16 protein-coding genes are annotated in these 15,787 nt (G+C 68.9%); 3 read left to right on the top strand and 13 right to left on the bottom strand.

Annotated features, from left to right (window positions below):
- Nucleotides 1-8: 8 nt before the first annotated feature.
- Complete coding sequence (locus AAF430_10505) at nucleotides 9-563, bottom strand: macro domain-containing protein (protein ID MEM7410653.1); 555 nt, start codon at nucleotides 561-563, stop codon at nucleotides 9-11.
- Nucleotides 560-1,159: an SIS domain-containing protein gene (locus AAF430_10500; protein MEM7410652.1), complete on the bottom strand. Its 600-nt coding sequence runs from the start codon at nucleotides 1,157-1,159 to the stop codon at nucleotides 560-562. Before AAF430_10500 ends, AAF430_10505 begins: the two co-directional genes overlap by 4 nt.
- Nucleotides 1,160-1,463: 304 nt before the next feature.
- Between AAF430_10500 and trxA the strand changes: the two genes are divergently transcribed.
- Both trxA and AAF430_10490 read left to right on the top strand, forming a co-directional pair.
- The gene (gene trxA / locus AAF430_10495) at nucleotides 1,464-1,790 is read left to right on the top strand and encodes a thioredoxin (GenBank protein ID MEM7410651.1); all 327 of its coding nucleotides are present in this window, start codon (nucleotides 1,464-1,466) and stop codon (nucleotides 1,788-1,790) included.
- Between the two features lie 198 nt (nucleotides 1,791-1,988).
- Nucleotides 1,989-4,181: a patatin-like phospholipase family protein gene (locus AAF430_10490; GenBank protein MEM7410650.1), complete on the top strand. Its 2,193-nt coding sequence runs from the start codon at nucleotides 1,989-1,991 to the stop codon at nucleotides 4,179-4,181.
- 7 nt (nucleotides 4,182-4,188) lie between these two features.
- On the opposite strand, the gene AAF430_10485 is transcribed toward AAF430_10490, so the two are convergent.
- From AAF430_10485 to AAF430_10460, 6 genes are read right to left on the bottom strand one after another with little or no spacing between them, the layout of a single operon-like run.
- Nucleotides 4,189-4,878 carry an HAD family hydrolase gene (locus AAF430_10485; protein MEM7410649.1) on the bottom strand — a complete coding sequence of 230 codons (690 nt, stop codon included), beginning with the start codon at nucleotides 4,876-4,878 and terminating at the stop codon, nucleotides 4,189-4,191.
- Between the two features lie 23 nt (nucleotides 4,879-4,901).
- A complete protein-coding gene (rodA, locus tag AAF430_10480) occupies nucleotides 4,902-5,999 on the bottom strand; it encodes a rod shape-determining protein RodA (GenBank protein ID MEM7410648.1) in 1,098 nt (365 codons plus the stop codon).
- The gene (gene mrdA, locus AAF430_10475) at nucleotides 5,986-7,893 is read right to left on the bottom strand and encodes a penicillin-binding protein 2 (GenBank protein ID MEM7410647.1); all 1,908 of its coding nucleotides are present in this window, start codon (nucleotides 7,891-7,893) and stop codon (nucleotides 5,986-5,988) included. The genes rodA and mrdA overlap by 14 nt, the downstream gene beginning before the upstream one ends.
- Nucleotides 7,890-8,426 carry a rod shape-determining protein MreD gene (gene mreD / locus AAF430_10470; protein ID MEM7410646.1) on the bottom strand — a complete coding sequence of 179 codons (537 nt, stop codon included), beginning with the start codon at nucleotides 8,424-8,426 and terminating at the stop codon, nucleotides 7,890-7,892. Before mreD ends, mrdA begins: the two co-directional genes overlap by 4 nt.
- Nucleotides 8,423-9,319 carry a rod shape-determining protein MreC gene (gene mreC, locus AAF430_10465; protein MEM7410645.1) on the bottom strand — a complete coding sequence of 299 codons (897 nt, stop codon included), beginning with the start codon at nucleotides 9,317-9,319 and terminating at the stop codon, nucleotides 8,423-8,425. Before mreC ends, mreD begins: the two co-directional genes overlap by 4 nt.
- A gap of 21 nt (nucleotides 9,320-9,340) precedes the next feature.
- Complete coding sequence (locus AAF430_10460) at nucleotides 9,341-10,378, bottom strand: rod shape-determining protein (protein MEM7410644.1); 1,038 nt, start codon at nucleotides 10,376-10,378, stop codon at nucleotides 9,341-9,343.
- 364 nt (nucleotides 10,379-10,742) lie between these two features.
- On the opposite strand from AAF430_10460, the gene AAF430_10455 reads away from it, so the two are divergent.
- Nucleotides 10,743-12,251, top strand: coding sequence for a peptidylprolyl isomerase (locus AAF430_10455; GenBank protein MEM7410643.1), 1,509 nt, complete (start codon nucleotides 10,743-10,745; stop codon nucleotides 12,249-12,251).
- A 223-nt stretch (nucleotides 12,252-12,474) separates the two neighbouring features.
- Here AAF430_10455 and folE read toward each other — a convergent pair whose 3' ends face one another.
- From folE to AAF430_10430, 5 genes are all read right to left on the bottom strand, one after another.
- A complete protein-coding gene (folE, locus tag AAF430_10450) occupies nucleotides 12,475-13,056 on the bottom strand; it encodes a GTP cyclohydrolase I FolE (protein ID MEM7410642.1) in 582 nt (193 codons plus the stop codon).
- On the bottom strand, nucleotides 13,053-13,469 hold the full coding sequence (locus AAF430_10445; protein ID MEM7410641.1) for a 6-carboxytetrahydropterin synthase: 417 nt from the start codon (nucleotides 13,467-13,469) through the stop codon (nucleotides 13,053-13,055). The genes folE and AAF430_10445 overlap by 4 nt, the downstream gene beginning before the upstream one ends.
- Nucleotides 13,466-13,897: a 6-carboxytetrahydropterin synthase gene (locus AAF430_10440; protein ID MEM7410640.1), complete on the bottom strand. Its 432-nt coding sequence runs from the start codon at nucleotides 13,895-13,897 to the stop codon at nucleotides 13,466-13,468. The genes AAF430_10445 and AAF430_10440 overlap by 4 nt, the downstream gene beginning before the upstream one ends.
- Nucleotides 13,898-14,000: 103 nt before the next feature.
- Complete coding sequence (lexA, locus tag AAF430_10435; GenBank protein MEM7410639.1) at nucleotides 14,001-14,606, bottom strand: transcriptional repressor LexA; 606 nt, start codon at nucleotides 14,604-14,606, stop codon at nucleotides 14,001-14,003.
- Nucleotides 14,607-14,670: 64 nt separating this feature from the next.
- Nucleotides 14,671-15,297, bottom strand: coding sequence for a hypothetical protein (locus tag AAF430_10430; GenBank protein MEM7410638.1), 627 nt, complete (start codon nucleotides 15,295-15,297; stop codon nucleotides 14,671-14,673).
- Nucleotides 15,298-15,787: the final 490 nt, after the last annotated feature.

Raw genomic sequence — 15,787 nt, 5'->3', positions numbered from 1 at the left:
GGGAAAGCCTAGCTCTTGCCCGCGCGGGCCCGCATGCGGGCCATCTGCTCCCGCACCGCGATGGCGTCCTTGGCGCCCTCGAAGACGCGGTACATCGGCTCTCCGAAGAGAACGAAGCGGATCTCCTCGACGGAGGTCTCCCCGGCCAGGTGCGCGCGCGCCTCTTCGAGGAGCACCTCGGCACAGCGCTGGGGCGCGAACCCGCCGACGCCCGCACCGATCGCAGGCACCGCCAGGCTGCGGAGGCCCTGCGCAGCCGCGAGCTGGAAGCTGGCGCGTGCGCAGGCCCGCACCGAGTCCTCGTCCGCCGCCCCACCCGGCGGCATCCCGGCCGCATGGATCACGTGACGCGCCGGCAGCTCGCCGGCACCTGTGAGCGCGGCCTCGCCGACTTCGATCGGTCCGTGGCGGTCGCACTCCTCTTGAATGGACGGACCGCCCCGCTCGCGAATCGCACCCGCCACTCCGCTGCCGAGCTGGAGTGCGCTGTTGGCGGCGTTCACGATCGCGTCGACGTCCTGGGCGGTGATGTCGCCCTCACACAGGGTCAGGCGGCCGCTCAAGCGCCGGCCTCCGGGAACAGCTCGGCGTCGACGAGCTCGCAGAGCGCGTGGGCGATCGTGATGTGCACTTCCTGGATCCGGGCAGTGACGTCGGAGGGCACGATCACCGGGACGTCCACGCGGGGGGCGAGCTTGCCACCGCCCTTTCCGAGCAACCCGATGCTGCTGGCGCCGCGCGCACGGGCGGCTTCCACCCCCGCGAGCACGTTCGGCGAGTTCCCCGAAGTGGAGATCGCGATCACGACGTCGCCCTCGCCGACATGGGCTTCGACCAGCCGCGCAAAGACCTGATCGAAGCCGTAGTCGTTGCCGATCGCGGTGAGATCCGAGGTGTTCGCGGTCAGTGCGGTCGCCGGGAGGGCCGGGCGCTCGCGGACGTAACGACCGGCGAGCTCGGCACACAGGTGCTGGGCGTCCGAGGCGGAGCCGCCGTTGCCGAACGCCCAGAGACGGCGGCCGTGGCGAAACGTCCCGACCACGCGATCTGCGGCGGCGACGAGGGCCTCCTCACACGACGCCAGGGTGGCGCGCTTCGTCTCCGCGCTGGATTCGAACGCTCCGCGCAGCAGCGCCAGGCGTGACTCGCTCGAACTCATCCGACCCTTGCTCCTCCACACCGGACCGGGATCCGGCGAGATCCGGCGCCGGCCTCCCCCCTGGCCTGCGGAAGACGGTGGCGCATCGTGCGGAAACCGGCCAGCGGGGCCACCCCAGGCCAGCGCCCTCGGGGAGGATCCTCGAAGCGAGGGGATCGGCTAGTTTTCGTGACCGGCGTAACCCGGCAAGGGGAGCCGGCATCCGAAGCACATCCCATTCCCGCGGTGCGCGTTCGAAAGCAGAGCGGGCGCAGCGGGGCCGACCCAGGGAATCCCGACACAGGGAAAAGGAGAGCGACTCATCATGGCCAACGTTCAAGAGATCACCGACCAGACGTTCGAAGCGGAGGTCTTGAATTCCGACAAGCCCGCGATCATCGACTTCTGGGCCGAGTGGTGCGCGCCGTGTCGTCAGATCGCTCCGATCATTTCCGAGCTCGCCGCCGAGTACGGGGACAAGGTGAAGATCGTCAAGATGGACATCGACGCCAACCCGAACACGCCCGGCAGCTTCAACGTGCGGGCGATTCCGACCATCCTCGCCTTCAAGGACGGCCAGGTCGTCCAGCAGGTGCAGGGAGCCCGGCCGAAGGCCGACTTCCAGAAGATGGTGGAAGAGCTGATCGCCTAGCGCGCGATTCGCCAGACACACGGAGCCGGGCGTTGCCGATGCGACGCCCGGCTCTTTGTCTTTCGTCCGCCGGCGCCGCCTTCTCGTCCACTCAGCCAGGATCGGCGCGGTTCGGGCCGAAGCGGATTCTCCTCGCGAAACCCCCGGCCGTCGCGCACCATCGCGTGCGACGCGACCTGGATGGATGGGGGAAGACGCATGGTCCACGGCGGCCGAACGGCTGCGTGCATCCTCGCGATGGTGGCGCTCGCGGGGGCAGCCAGCGCCGAGGAGCGCCCTCGGATCGGTCTGGTGCTCGGCGGCGGCGGGGCCCGCGGGCTCGCCCACATCGGGGTCATCGAAACCCTCGAGTCGCTGCAGATCCCGATCGACTTCATTGCGGGAACCAGCATGGGTGCGGTCGTGGGCGGGCTGTACGCGTCCGGACTCTCGCCGGCCGAGCTGCGAAGCGCCGTGCTCGAAACCGACTGGGCCGACGTCTTCGAAGACTCCACCCGCCGACAGCACCTCACGTTTCGCCGGAAGCAGGACGACCGGAACTTTCTCGCGAAGGCGCGACTGGGAATCCGCGACGGCGAGATCGCCTTCCCGCGCGGACTGCTCGAGGGACAGAAGCTCAACCTGCTCCTGCGCATCCTCACCCTGCACGTGACCGAGCGCGACTTCGACGCGCTGCGCATTCCGTTCCGCGCGGTAGCGACCGACATCGCCTCGGGCGAGGTCGTCATCCTGCGCGAAGGCGACCTGCCCCGTGCGATCCGAGCGAGCATGGCGATTCCCGGCGTCTTCGAGCCGGTGGACGTCGACCAGCGGGTCCTCGTCGATGGCCTCGTGGCGATGAATCTCCCCGTCGCCCCTGTTCGGGACGCGGACGTCGACGTGGTGATCGCCGTCGACGTCGGCACACCGATCGATCCCGACGTGGCCCCCGAGGATCTCTTCGGGATCGCCGACCAGGTGGTGAACATCCTCACGCGTCGCAACACCGACGAGCAGATCGCGCTGCTGGGCGACGACGACGTGTTCATCCGTCCCGACCTCGAAGGGTTCGCGACGGTCGACTTCGAGCGCGGCGAGGAGGGCATCGCGCGCGGGCTCGCCGCGGCCGAAGCACAGCGGGCTGCGCTTGCGCGGCTCTCGGTCGGCGACGAGACCTGGCGCGCGTACCTTACGCGGCAACGGCGCGAGCCCACCCCTCCCCCGCGCATCGATGCGATCCGCATCGAGAACACCTCACCGATCGCCGACGAGGTCATCGCTGCGCGCATCCACGCCGAGGTCGGCGCTCCCCTCGCGCTCGGGCCGCTCGAACGCGACCTCGCCCTGCTCTACGGCATGGAGACCTTCGAGCGCGTCACCTTCCACCTCGAGCCCCGCGGCGACGGCGCCGTGCTCGTGATCGACGCCGAGCCCCGGCATTCGGGGCCGCACTACGTGCGCGCGGGCGTCAACCTCGAGGAAGACTTCGACACCTCCACCGCCTGGAACATCGCGCTGAACCACACCTGGAACCCGCTGAACCGCCTGGGTGGCGAGTGGCGCAACCAGGGGCAGGTCGGCAGCACCCAGAGCGTGACGAGCGAGTTCTACCAGCCCCTCGATTGGGCCGGGCGCTGGTTCGTGGCACCACGCGCCGCCTTCGAGCGAACGCCCCGGAACGTGTTCGCCTCCGGTCGGCAGATCGGTGAGGTGCGCATCACCGGCGGGGAGGCGCGGCTCGACGTCGGTCGCAACCTGGGCAACTGGGCGGAGCTGCGAGTCGGCATCGTCCGGGGCCTGGCACAGATCCACCGCGAATCCGGCGCTCTGGGGTTCCGGACCTTCGACCTCGACCGGGGCGCGTACCTGGCCGAGCTCAGCATCGACACCCTCGATCTGCCCTACTTCCCCGAGAACGGGGTGTTCGCCAACGGGGTGTTCCGACTCGAGCGCGATCACCTCGGCTCGGACACGGAGTACGAATCCTTCGAGGGCACCGCCGGCTTCTTCCAGACCTGGGGGAAGAACACCATCGGCGGGCTCGTCGAGGTAGGAACGACGCTCGACGAACCGCTTCCCATCCCCGACCAGTTCACCCTCGGCGGCTTCCTCGACCTCAGCGGCTTTGCCCGCAGCGAACTCGTCGGTCAGCACCGGGCATCCGCTGCGGTGCTCGCCTACCGGAAGGTCGCCGCCCCAGGCGTGCTGAGCTTCACCTTTCCGCTCTATCTGGGCGGGTCGCTCGAAGCGGGCGGGGTCTGGGATCGGCGCGGCGAGTTCGGGAACCAGCCGATCCTGGCGGGCAGTGTCTTCGCGGGAGCCGACACGCCGCTGGGTCCACTCTATCTCGCGTACGGTCAGGCCGAGGGCGGCAACGGCGCGGTGTACCTGTTCCTGGGCGCCACCTTCTGAGCGCGGATCAGGCCGGGGGCGTGAAGATGCGCACGGGCCAGGAGCGGCGGCGCGCCTCGCGATAGAGCATCGGGTCCGGGTTCACGGCGACCGGGTGGGCCACCAGGTCCATCAAGGGGCGGTCCGTGATCGAGTCCGTATAGAAGTAGGACTTCGCCAGGTCGATGCCCTCGGACTCGATCAGCTGCTGGACCCAGTAGACCTTGCCCTCTTCGAAACAGATGGGCTCGATCACGCGTCCCGTGAAGATGCCGTCCTCGACCTCGAGTCGCGTATAGATGAGGTGCGCGATGCCGAGCCGCTCGGCCAGCGGCCCTACGACGAACTTCGTGGCGCCCGAGACGATGGCCACGACGTGTCCCGCCTCCTGGTGCTTTCGCACCAGATCTTCGGCTTCCGGGTAGAGCGTGGGCGCGACCGCGTCTTCGAACCACTCGAGCGCTTCCGCGGCGAGCGCGGCTTCGCTCTCGCCCTTGAACTGCAGCATCATCTGACTCGACCAGGCGCGCAGATCGAGTACGCCGAGTTTGTACTGCAGATAGACGCCGAGCCCCTTCAAGAGATCGATGCGGGTGATCTCGCCCTTCTCGTAGCGACGCTTCATGAACAGCGTCCCCGAGTTCTCGGCGATCAGCGTTTTGTCCATGTCGAAGAAGGCGCCCACCTTCGGGCGCCGACGGTCACGATCCGCTGCCATGCGCAAAGGGTAGGCCAGCGCGCCTAGAAGACGTAGCGACGCATCGACACGTTCATGAGCAAGCCCAGGAGTGCGAAGGTCACGACGAGTGCCGACCCGCCGTAGGAGAACAGTGGCAAGGGTACGCCGATCACGGGTGCGAGCCCGAGCACCATCGCGACATTTAGCGCCGCTGGCCAGAAGAGACAGCCCACCACTCCAATGGCCAATAGCGAACCGAAGTCGTCTTTCGAGTTCCGCGCGACCACGAGCCCCCAGATCAACAGACTCAGGTAGAGCCCGAGGGTCAGACAGCTGCCCAGGAAGCCCCACTCTTCGGCCAACACCGAGAAGGCGAAGTCGGTGTGCTGGGTGGGCAGGAAGCGGAGCTGGGTCTGCGTCCCCTCCTGGTAGCCCGCGCCGAAGAGTCCTCCGGAGCCGATCGCGATGCGTGACTGACTGACCTGGTAGCCCGAACCGAGCCGGTCGCGACCCGGATCGACGACGCCCAGGATCCGCTCCTTCTGATAGTCGGCCAGACCGAAGCTCCAGAGCGCGGCCAACGCGGCGATCGCGAGCGCGCCGACGCCGAGCCACGCGCGCCAGGGGATCTTCACGAGGAAGAGGTAGGTACTCCCGATCAGGAGCGTCAGCAGCGCCACGCCCATGTCGCGCTGGGCCACGATCAACCCCACCGGTACCGCGATGATCGCGGCCGGCCACAAGAGATCGCGCAGTCGCGTGGTCTGCCCGGGCGGGTAGCGCTGGAAGTAGCGAGCGAGGGCCAGCACCAGCGCCACCTTCGCCAACTCGGACGGCTGCACGCGCCCGCCGAAGAGCCAACTCTGGGAGCCGCGCGTCACCTCGGCGATCACGAGCGTGAGGACGAGCGCCCCGGCAGCCACCGCGAACGCCGGCAAGGCCAACCGCTCGAAGTGCCGGTAGTCGATGGTCGCGAACGCGATGGCAACGCTCGCGCCGAGCCCCAGCGAGAAGAGCTGGCGGCGGAACTCGCTCGACATGACCTCGCCCCCGGCCGTGGCCGAGGCGAGGTTGACCATGCCGGCGAGGGTCAAGAGGCCGATCAGAAAGAGCAGCGTCCAGTCGAAGTTCTGGACCGAGCGTCGATCAATGCCCAGCATGGGGCACCTCGAACCAGGCCACCTCGGCGGGCACCTGCTGCACCGCGCGCTTCTCGAAGTAGCGCGCCAACACCTTCTGGACGACCGGCCCGGCCGCCGTCCCGCCGGATCCGCCGTGCTCGACGATCGCCGAGACGACGATCTCCGGGGCGTCGGCGGGCGCAAAGCCCACGAACCAGGCGTGGTCGCGGAGCTCGAAGGCGATCTCGTCCTCTTCGAGCCCCTCGGTGTGCTTCAGGCCGACCACCTGTGAAGTCCCGGTCTTCCCAGCCACCTTTACGCCGGCCACGCGCGCGCGCCCGCCCGTGCCGCCCGGCTCTTCGACCACCGCGGTCAGCGCGTCGCGGACGAGCGCCAGGTATTCGGGCGCGACCGGGACCGTGCCCGTCGCTTCGGGCGACGGACCATCCACGAGGCGTCCGTCGCTGTCGGCGACGCGCAGGATCAAGCGCGGGCGCACCAGCTTCCCGCCGTTGGCGATGGCCGCGTAGGAGACGGCCACCTGGAGCGGCGTCGTCAGGTTGAAGCCCTGCCCGATGGACGTCGAGACGGTCTCACCCGGCACCCAGCGCTCCTTGAAGCGCCGCTCCTTCCAGGCGCTCGTGGGGACGAGGCCCGGCATCTCCTGAGGCAAGCGCATCCCCGTCTTGCGGCCGAGATTGAAGCCCCGCGCGAAGAAGGCCAGACGATCCACGCCGAGTTCGACGCCCAGGTTGTAGAAGTAGACGTCGCACGACTTCGCGAGAGCGTCGCGCATGTCGACCCAACCGTGTCCGGCCCGCTTCCAGCAGCGGTAGGTGCGACCGTGCATCCGGAAGGAGCCCGGACAGAACACCTTCCGCTTCGGCTCGATCAGGCCTTCTTCGAGACCGGCCGCCACCACGAACGCCTTGTAGGTGGAGCCCGGCGGGTACTGGCCGGAGATCGCCCGGTTCTGGAGCGGCTTCCAGCGGTCCGTCGTCAGGTGCTTCCAGCTCTCGGCGTCGATGCCGCCGGCGAACGCGTTCGGGTCGAAGGACGGCTTCGACACCATCGCGAGCACGTCACCGCTGTGGACGTCCATAGCGACGACCGCTCCGATCTTGTCGGGCTCGCCCAGGACGTCGGGCAGGAACGCGGCCTCGGCCGCCTGTTGCAGGTCGAGGTCGAGGGTGAGCTGGACACTGCCGCCCGGCACCGGCTCGATCTCATCGATGATCCCGACCACGCGCCCGGCGACGTCGACGATCTGATTGCGGCCCCCGGCACGACCGCGGAGCGCCGCCTGCTGGGTGCGCTCGACGCCCGACTGCCCGATCACTTCGCCCTGGCGGTAGTCGGCGAAGTCGCGGGTGGCGAGCTGGGAGCCTTGGATCTCGCCGATGTAGCCCATCAGGTGAGCGGCCAGATGCTGCCCGACGTAGTCGCGCCGCGGCCGCAGATCGGTCACGACGCCCGACAGCGCATAGAGATGCGACTCGACCCGCGCGAGCTCGTCGTAGGAGAGATCACCGGCAAGCCGAACGGGTTGGAAGCGCTTGCGCCCACGCGGCTGACCGACGACGTCGCGCACTTCGGATTCGGTGCGATCGAGGAGACGTGCGATCACGGGATACACGACGTCGGGCTCGTGTACGTCGTGCGGAATCACCTGCACGCCGAATGCGGGGCGCGTGGTTGCGAGGACACGACCGTCGCGGTCCAGGATGTCGCCGCGCGGCGCTTCGAGGCGCAGCGTACGGACCGAGTTGCGTTCCGACCGCAAACGCAGATCGTCGGTCTGGATCACCTGGAGCTGAAAGAGGCGGGCGAAGAAGACGCCGAAGACCAGGATCATGAACGTCGCGATGAGCGGGATGCGACGCCCGATCTCGACGTCCCCGCCGCTCCCGAGTCGACCGTCGCCACCGATCACGCCGCCCACCCCCGCGGCTCGAGCCGGAGCGTGCGGCGCGCGCCTTCCTCACCGCCGATCCAAGCCGTCATGACACCCACGATCGCGGTCACGAAGGGCGCCGCGAACGCGTTGACCAGGGCGTGCAGGCCGAGTGCATCGAGTTGCCAGGATCCCGCCGACCCCGCCGTGAAGAACGAGGTCAGACCGATCAGGCCGAGCATGGTGACGACGGTCAGCCCGGCGGCGAAGCACATCTGCGGGATCGCTCCGACCAGATTCACGTGGAGCGAGAGGGTGCGCGCCGCCAGGAACGCGACCAGGTAGAGCAGTGCGTGCTGCCCCAGCAGTCCGCCCGAGAAGAGATCGACGGTGAAACCGACCGCGGCCGTCATCACCAGACCGGTCGCGGTGTTGCGCCAGCACAGGGCCAGCCCCAGCACCGTGAGCAGGCTCAAGTCGGGTCGCAGGGCGTCGGGCACGAAGAGCGCCAGGCCGGTCTGGAGCACGGGAAGCAGGAAGACGAGAACGGCCAGGGCCGCTCCGCGTTTCACGAATCGTCCTCGAGTCCCGGTTCGGCGAGATCACCACCCCGGGTGACGTAGAGGAGGTCCATGGTCGGACCGCGGCGCAGCATCACGAACACCTGCTCGAGTCGACCGAAGTCGACGGCCGAACCGACCCGCGCTTCGCGCAAGAGCTGGGCGCCCGCCGCGTCGACCTCGGTGATGGTTCCGATCCGCAGCCCCTTGGGATAGACACCGCCCAGGCCCGAGGTGATCAGCACGTCCCCGGCCGCGACGTCCGACTCGCGGCCCACGAACTCGAAGACCAGCTCGTCACCGGCCCCGCGCACGACCCCGCGGGCTCGGGAGCGCTGGACGACGGCGTCGACCGCGCTCTGGCGGTCGAGGAGCAGCATGCCCTTGGCTGCGTGGTTCGAGGTGGCGGTCACGAGACCGACCAGGCCGTCCTCGGAGATCAGGGGCATCCCCGAGAGGATCCCGTCACTGCGACCCCGGTCGAGGAGCGCCGAGCGGAACCAGCTCGAGGCATCCAGCCCCACGAGCTCGGTGGGGAGCATCGGGACCTCGAACTCGTCCCGCATCTCGGCGATCCGCTGGAGCCGCCCGCCGGCCACCAGGGCCTCGCGCAGCTGCAGGTTCTCTTCCTCGGCAGCGGCCAGACGCGTCCGTAAGTCCTCGTTTTCCCTGCCGACTTCGACCAGGGAGAGGTACTCCTGCCAGGTGTTCCGGGTGAACTCGAAGGGCAGCGCGACCATCTTCTGGACGGGCACCGCCACGTCCAGGACGAGTCCGCTCCACCACGAGTACTCGCGCCCGCCGTCCGCCAGGGACCGCCGGTCGACCACCATGTTGATCAGCGCGACTCCGACCAGCACGGCCACCAGGCCAGCCAGCCACACGCGACTACGGATCTCGATCATGACACCTGCGCCGGACCGGCGTCAGGAACGATGCGCGACTTCCCTGAGCAGCGGGAGTTCGTCCAGCGTTCGCCCGGTCCCGATGGCGACAGCGGTGAGGGGATCCTCTGCCAGCATGACAGGGAGGCCCGTTGCCTCCCGGAGTAGAACGTCGAGATTGCGCAGCTGCGAGCCGCCGCCGACGAGGACGATGCCCTTGTCGACGATGTCCGCAGCCAGCTCCGGGGGGGTCCGCTCGAGAGCGATCTTCGCGGCCTCGACGACCGCGTTGACGGGTTCCGAGAGAGCCTCGCGGACCTCTTCGGATTTGATTTCGAGGATCTTCGGAACGCCGGCCACGAGGTCGCGCCCCTTCACCTCCATCGATGCGTTGTCATCGGTGAGACATGCGGAGCCGATGTTGATCTTGATCAGCTCGGCCGTGCGCTCGCCCACCAGCAAGTTGTACTTGCGCTTGACGTAGTTGATGATCGCTTCGTCCATCTTGTCGCCGCCGACGCGCGCCGAGTTCGAGTAGACGATTCCCGAGAGCGAGATCACCGCGACCTCGGTGGTGCCACCTCCGATGTCGATGATCATGTTGCCCGACGGTTCGGTCACCGGCAGACCGGCGCCGATCGCGGCGGCCATCGGCTCGTCGATCAAGTAGACCTCGCGCGCGCCCGCCGACATCGCCGACTCGCGCACCGCGCGTTTCTCGACGGAGGTAATCCCCGACGGTACGGCGATCACGATGCGCGGTCGCACCATGCGCTTGCGATCGTGCACGCGCCGGATGAAGTAGCGAAGCATGGCTTCGGTGATTTCGAAGTCGGCGATCACGCCGTCCTTCATCGGGCGGATCGCGACGATGTTGCCGGGCGTGCGACCCAGCATCTCCTTCGCCGCCTTGCCGACCGCGCGCACCTTGTCGATGCCGCGTCCATCGCGTGCCACCGCCACGACCGAAGGCTCGGACACGACGATGCCCTGGCCCTTCGCGTACACCACGGTGTTGGCGGTGCCGAGGTCGATGGCGAGATCACTGGAGAACCAACCGAGAATGGGATCGAGGATCATCGTCTCTCCTGTCACTCCTCAATTGGTCCGTTGCAGCAGCGCGACGGGGGGTTGCAGGGACTTCGCCCTGCCCGGGAGCACGCGTCTAAGTAGGCGGTTTTGAACGCCGTTTACCCACCCCACGCGCACGTCCCGATGCTATCAGCCGACCCGCGGGGCTTCAAGCAAGAAGCGCCCGAGGCGACCGTTCTGCTTGCCCGGAATCGCCCCGCTTCGTAGGATCCGGCCGCGCCTCCGGGGTGCTCATCGACCGGCAACCACGCCGAGCTGAGCACCGTCTCTACTTCGATGCGCGGGCTTCGGCTCGGGGTCGGGGCAGGATCCGGAGCGGGCTCGAACCACCACCGCCGACGCAGGGAAATCCATGATTCAAATGTTCCAACGCCGCTGGCTGGCCCTCCTGGTCGTGATCTTCGTGGGCGGCGTGTTCGCGGTGTTCCTGGGCCTGCAGGGGCCGCTGAACCTCTCGGGGACCGGCACCGAGATCGTCAAGGTGGGCGATTACCGATTCGGCTTGAACGAGTTCGAGCGCGTCCGAGCGCGACGCCAGGCCCTCTTCGAGGAGCAGCTCGGCGGCCAGTTCGACGCACGCGCGATGAGCGACACCCTGGACTCCTTGGCCGCCCGGGAGCTGGTGGAGACGGCGCTCCTGGCGATCGCTGCGGAGGAGATGGGTCTGACCGTCTCCAAGCGGGAGGTGGAGCGCCTGGTACTGGCCGACCCGGGCTTCCGCGACGAGGGCGGGCGCTTCGATCGCGACCGTTTCGAGGACTACGCCGAGTACCAGTTCGGCAGCCAGCGGGCCTTTCTCGAGGACCGCCGGCTCGCCCTGCTCTCTCTGAAGATGCTGCGGCTGCTGACGGGCCAGGCCGAAGTCTCGGAAGGCGAAGCGCGCGACGCCCTGGAGCGCGAGCTCGAGGAGGTCCGCATCGCGACGGTCTCCTTCGACAGCGCCGAAGGCGGTGAGCTCCCGGAGGTCGCCGACGAGACCCTCTCCCAGGTCGTGGTCGAGCGCGGTGACGAGATCGCCGCCCTCTACGCCGAGCGGGGAGACGAGTACGACCGGCCCGAGCGGGTCCGGGCCCGCCACATCCTGCGCACAGTGGCCCAGGATGCCCCCGAGACCGACGTGGCGGCCGCCCAGGGGACGATCGAGGCGGCGAAGTCCCGCATCGAGGCCGGCGAGGATTTCGCCACCGTGGCCGGCGAGCTGTCCCAGGACCCGGGATCCGCGTCGAACGGCGGCGACCTGGGGTTCTTTGCCCGCGGCCAGATGGTGCCCGAGTTCGAGAACGCGGCCTTCGGGCTAGAGCCCGGCGGCGTCGCCATCGCCCGCAGCAACTTCGGAATTCACCTGATCCGCCTCGAAGAGCGGCAGGAAGAGCGCTCGGTACCACTGGACGATGTCGGGCAGGAGCTCGCTCGCGAGCTGCTGCGGCGCGACGAGGCCCGGAAGAGCCTGCGCACCGAGGCCGAGTCCCTCGCCGAGGCGGTCCGCGGCGGCGCGTCCCTCGAAGACGCGGCCCGTGCGGTCGAGCTGGACCTCGATCGCAGCGGTTGGCTTCAGCGGCGCGGCGCGGGCTTCGTGCCCGGCCTCGGCCCGGCGCCCGAGCTCCTGGCGGCGGCCTTTGCCCTCGAGCCCGGCGAGAGTTCGTCCCAGATCTTCGAGGTCGAGAACGCGCTGGTGCTGGTGCAGCAGCTCGAGCAGCGCGACGCCGACGCCGTCTCCGTGGATCGGCTGCTGCCGGAGCGACGCGAGCAGATGCTCGAGGCGAAGCGCAACAACCGCACGTCGGCCTGGCTCGAAGCGCGACGCAGTCGCCTCATGGATGCGGGGGAGCTGGTCGTGAATCTGGCGGCGCTGCAGCGGTAGCAGAACGTCGGAGCAGGCTCGCCGCTGGCGGGCTTTCCTCCGCGAAATGGCTCGCTGCGTGCGGGTTCGCGTCGCCGCCCACGAGGCAGGGGAAACGCGGAGGCGCCGAGCTGCGTGCTCTCGGGCTGCGCTGAGTTTCGCTGCGGAAACCCGCCCGCGGCGCGCCCCCCGTGGTACTCGCGCGGCACGCCGCCCGTTCACGACCGACGACGTGTGAGGTGGGTTAGGCGAAGGACGCTTTGGGCGTGCGGATCAGCTGCATGAACTCGGCGCGGGTCTTCTCGTCGGCCTCGAACTCACCGCGCATCGAGCTGGTGACCGTCGAAGAGTTCTGCTGGGACACGCCCCGCATCATCATGCAGAGATGGATCGCCTCGGTGACAACGGCCACGCCCTTCGGCGCGAGGACGTCCTCGAGGATCGTGGCGACCTCGGTGGTCATGCGTTCCTGCACCTGAAGCCGGCGCGCGAACATCTCCACCAGACGCGGGATCTTCGACAGCCCGACGACCCGACCGTTCGGGACGTAGGCCACGTGCGCCCGCCCGAAGAAGGGCAGCAGGTGGTGCTCGCAGAGGCTGTAGAACTCGATGTCCTTCACGATCACCATCTCGTCATAGGAGACATCGAAGAGCGCGTTGTTGAGGATCTCCGTCGGGTTCTGCGAGTAGCCCGAGGTCAGGAAGCGCATCGACTTCGCGACGCGGAGCGGCGTGCGCTCGAGACCGTCTCGGCCCGGATCCTCGCCGAGCTCTTTGAGCATCGTGGAGATCAGGGGTTGGATCGGGTCGTGTTCGTCGTTCACCGGAGTTCTCCTGTTTCGAAGCTGTTCTTGCGCGTCTCCTCGAGACGAACGCGCACCAGGCGGGCCGCGCCTTCGGCGGCGATCGGATCCGCCAGCTCCTCCTCGACCACGAGAGCGATGTTCTCGGCCGTCGGCACGCGGTCGGCGAACGCAGGATCCTGGTTCAACATCGCGTGGCCGAAGCGATCGAGCACCTTCTCGGTGACCAGCCGATCGAGGGTCTCCCGCGAGAAGACCTGCCCGGTCGCGAAGTCGATCTCGCCGGCCACGGTGACCTCGAGTCCGTAGTTGTGCCCATGCCCGGACGGGTTCGCGCACTTCCCGTAGACGGCGCGATTCTCGGCGTCGCTGAAGCTCGCGTGGCGCAGCACGTGGGCCGCGGGAAAGCGGTAGCGGCGGGTGAGCGAGATCATCCTGCGGCTCCGGCCGGCGCCACTCCGACCTGGATCTCGACGAAGGTGTCCGCGTTCTCGTAGAGCCGGACCCGATGGAGCAGCCCCTCGGGCAGCGCCTCGCGCAAGAGCTCGACGATCACCTGGGCCAGGTGCTCGGGGGTCGGCGGGGCCTTCTCGAAGAAGTCGGTATCGAGGTTGAGATCCCTGTGGTCGAAGCGCGCCATCACCTCGCGGTCGAGCACGTCCTGGAGGTCCTTGAGATCGATCACCATGCCGGTGACGGCATCGGGCTCACCGGCGAGGGTCACCTCGAGCCGGTAGTTGTGCCCGTGCTGGCGCGCCTTCGGGCCGAAGCGGGCCTGGTTCTCGGCCTCGGACAGCCCCGGCAGCGCGTAGCGCAGGGACGTGGAGAACTCGATGGCGCGGGTGAGTCGAACGTCGGTCAAGGGAGGCTCGGGGCGGGGGTTTCGATCAGGCTAACCGATCGCCTGCCGACGCCCAGCGCGCCCGCCAGGGCCCGCCAGGGCCCGAAACCGAGGGATCCGGGGCTCAGTAGCGGCGGACCAGACCGCGCACGACCCCACGGACCTCGACATCCTCGGCGGGGAGATCGATCGGCCCCATCGTCGGGTTCGCCGGCTGCAGGCGCACCTCGCGCCCCCGCCGGTACAGGCGCTTCAGGGTGGCGTCCTGACCCCGGACCAGCGCGACGACGGTCTCTCCGTCCCTCGCCTCGGGCCGGGACTCGACCACCACGACGTCGCCGTCGAGGATCTGGTCGTCGATCATCGAATCGCCCCGCACGCGCAGCGCGAAGCAGGGCCGGCCCGAGGGCACCAGGTCGGCCGGGACGTCGAAGCGCTCCTCGACCTCGACGGCCTCGATCGGCAGGCCGGCGGCGACGGTGCCGAGCAGTGGCAGCGCGATCGTCCGCGCGGGCCCCTCGTCGGCCACGGGCTCGACGGAACGGGAGCGGTTCCAGGCCTTTTTCAGGTACCCCTTCTCCACCAGGTGCTGCACGTGCTTGTGCACCGTGGCGACCGAGGAGAGCCCGAAGGCGGCTCCGATCTCCTCGAGACTGGGGGAGTAGCCGTGATCGGCCACGAAGCCCCGGATGAAGTCGTACACCTCTTTCTGTCGACGGGTCAGCGCCATGGGGCGGAGGTTCGGCGAAACCGAAGCGAAAGTCAAGCGAAGCGAGGGGTTGCGTGTGCTTCGTTCAGGCGCGGAGCCGCTCGGGCCCTGCGCGGTAGAAGCGGCGCAGCTCGGCGAGCCAGCCTGGCAGATCCGCGCGCCGGGGAAAACGGCGCTCGAGCTGCTCGCAGTAGCGCGCCGCCGCGTGATGCGCGGTGCGGTAGCGATCGAGCTCTTCCGGGGCCAGGTCGGGACGCCAGCGGGCCGCCCCGAAGTGCGAGAGCGCGGCGCGCCCCCGGCTCCGGGCCACTGCGTACCGATCGACCTCGGCCTGGAACTCGAGCTCGAGGGGTCGGACCCGACGGTCCTGGGCTGCGTGCCACACCAGGGCCATCCAATGGCTCGTCTCTTCCAGGATCGCGGCCGGGTCCGACCGGTCTTCCGGGGCGAAGTAGAGACCGAGCCACAGCGCCTCCCTGTCTTCGACCGCCACGACGCCCGTGCGGGGCCCCGTCGACGCACCCGAGGCCGCGAGGTGCCGCTGCGCCTCCGCAGCCGAGACCAGGAAACGCTCCGCCCGCATCGGGAGTTCGAGGCGGTAGATCGCGGCCAGCTCCCCCTGGACCGCTGCGATGGCCTCGGCGAGCGCCCCCACGCGGCGCCGCGAGCGGCGCGGCGGCTGGGTGCGGGAGCGGGACGGGCTGCGCGGCATCGGGGCCTCCCCGGGATTCGGGTCTCTCCAGGAGTCTGACCCATCGGCCCGGCGGCCCGTCGGGTGGACGCCCCCGGGGCATAGCCGGGACCCGCGGCCGGCCGGAACCTGGTTTGGTTGCGGGGGAATGGGCCAGGGCTACATTGCGGCTCCGTTTTTGGCACTCGCGCGGTGCGAGTGCCAAGAAGCTTGCAGCCCCTGGCTGCCTCGCTTGCGCGGACGCAACGCGTGCCCAGCTTGCCGCGCAGGAGCCTCCCGAACGCCCCCAACGCCGCCTCGCGCCGGCGCTCGTTCGAACGATTTGCCCAGACCGCCGGAGCGGCTGGGATCCCATCACTGACCACAACAAAAGGAGCAATCCCATGAAGATCCGTCCGTTGCAGGACCGGATTCTCGTCAAGCGGATCGACGAGGAAGAGACGACGAAGGGCGGGATCATCATTCCCGACACGGCGAAGGAGAAGCCCTCGGAGGGCAAGGTGGTGGCCGT

The organism is Myxococcota bacterium, assembly GCA_039030075.1.
GTDB lineage: Bacteria > Myxococcota_A > UBA9160 > UBA9160 > SMWR01 > JAHEJV01.
This window is presented reverse-complemented; position numbering and strand designations above follow the sequence as displayed.

What these genes read in the sequence shown, in the direction of transcription:
- AAF430_10500 (MEM7410652.1), bottom strand. Translation starts at nt 1,159, where the DNA reads ATGAGTTCGAGCGAGTCACGCCTGGCGCTGCTGCGCGGAGCGTTCGAA.
- trxA (MEM7410651.1), top strand. Translation starts at nt 1,464, where the DNA reads ATGGCCAACGTTCAAGAGATCACCGACCAGACGTTCGAAGCGGAGGTC.
- AAF430_10490 (MEM7410650.1), top strand. Translation starts at nt 1,989, where the DNA reads ATGGTCCACGGCGGCCGAACGGCTGCGTGCATCCTCGCGATGGTGGCG.
- AAF430_10485 (MEM7410649.1), bottom strand. Translation starts at nt 4,878, where the DNA reads ATGGCAGCGGATCGTGACCGTCGGCGCCCGAAGGTGGGCGCCTTCTTC.
- rodA (MEM7410648.1), bottom strand. Translation starts at nt 5,999, where the DNA reads ATGCTGGGCATTGATCGACGCTCGGTCCAGAACTTCGACTGGACGCTG.
- mreC (MEM7410645.1), bottom strand. Translation starts at nt 9,319, where the DNA reads ATGATCGAGATCCGTAGTCGCGTGTGGCTGGCTGGCCTGGTGGCCGTG.
- AAF430_10460 (MEM7410644.1), bottom strand. Translation starts at nt 10,378, where the DNA reads ATGATCCTCGATCCCATTCTCGGTTGGTTCTCCAGTGATCTCGCCATC.
- AAF430_10455 (MEM7410643.1), top strand. Translation starts at nt 10,743, where the DNA reads ATGATTCAAATGTTCCAACGCCGCTGGCTGGCCCTCCTGGTCGTGATC.
- AAF430_10445 (MEM7410641.1), bottom strand. Translation starts at nt 13,469, where the DNA reads ATGATCTCGCTCACCCGCCGCTACCGCTTTCCCGCGGCCCACGTGCTG.
- lexA (MEM7410639.1), bottom strand. Translation starts at nt 14,606, where the DNA reads ATGGCGCTGACCCGTCGACAGAAAGAGGTGTACGACTTCATCCGGGGC.
- AAF430_10430 (MEM7410638.1), bottom strand. Translation starts at nt 15,297, where the DNA reads ATGCCGCGCAGCCCGTCCCGCTCCCGCACCCAGCCGCCGCGCCGCTCG.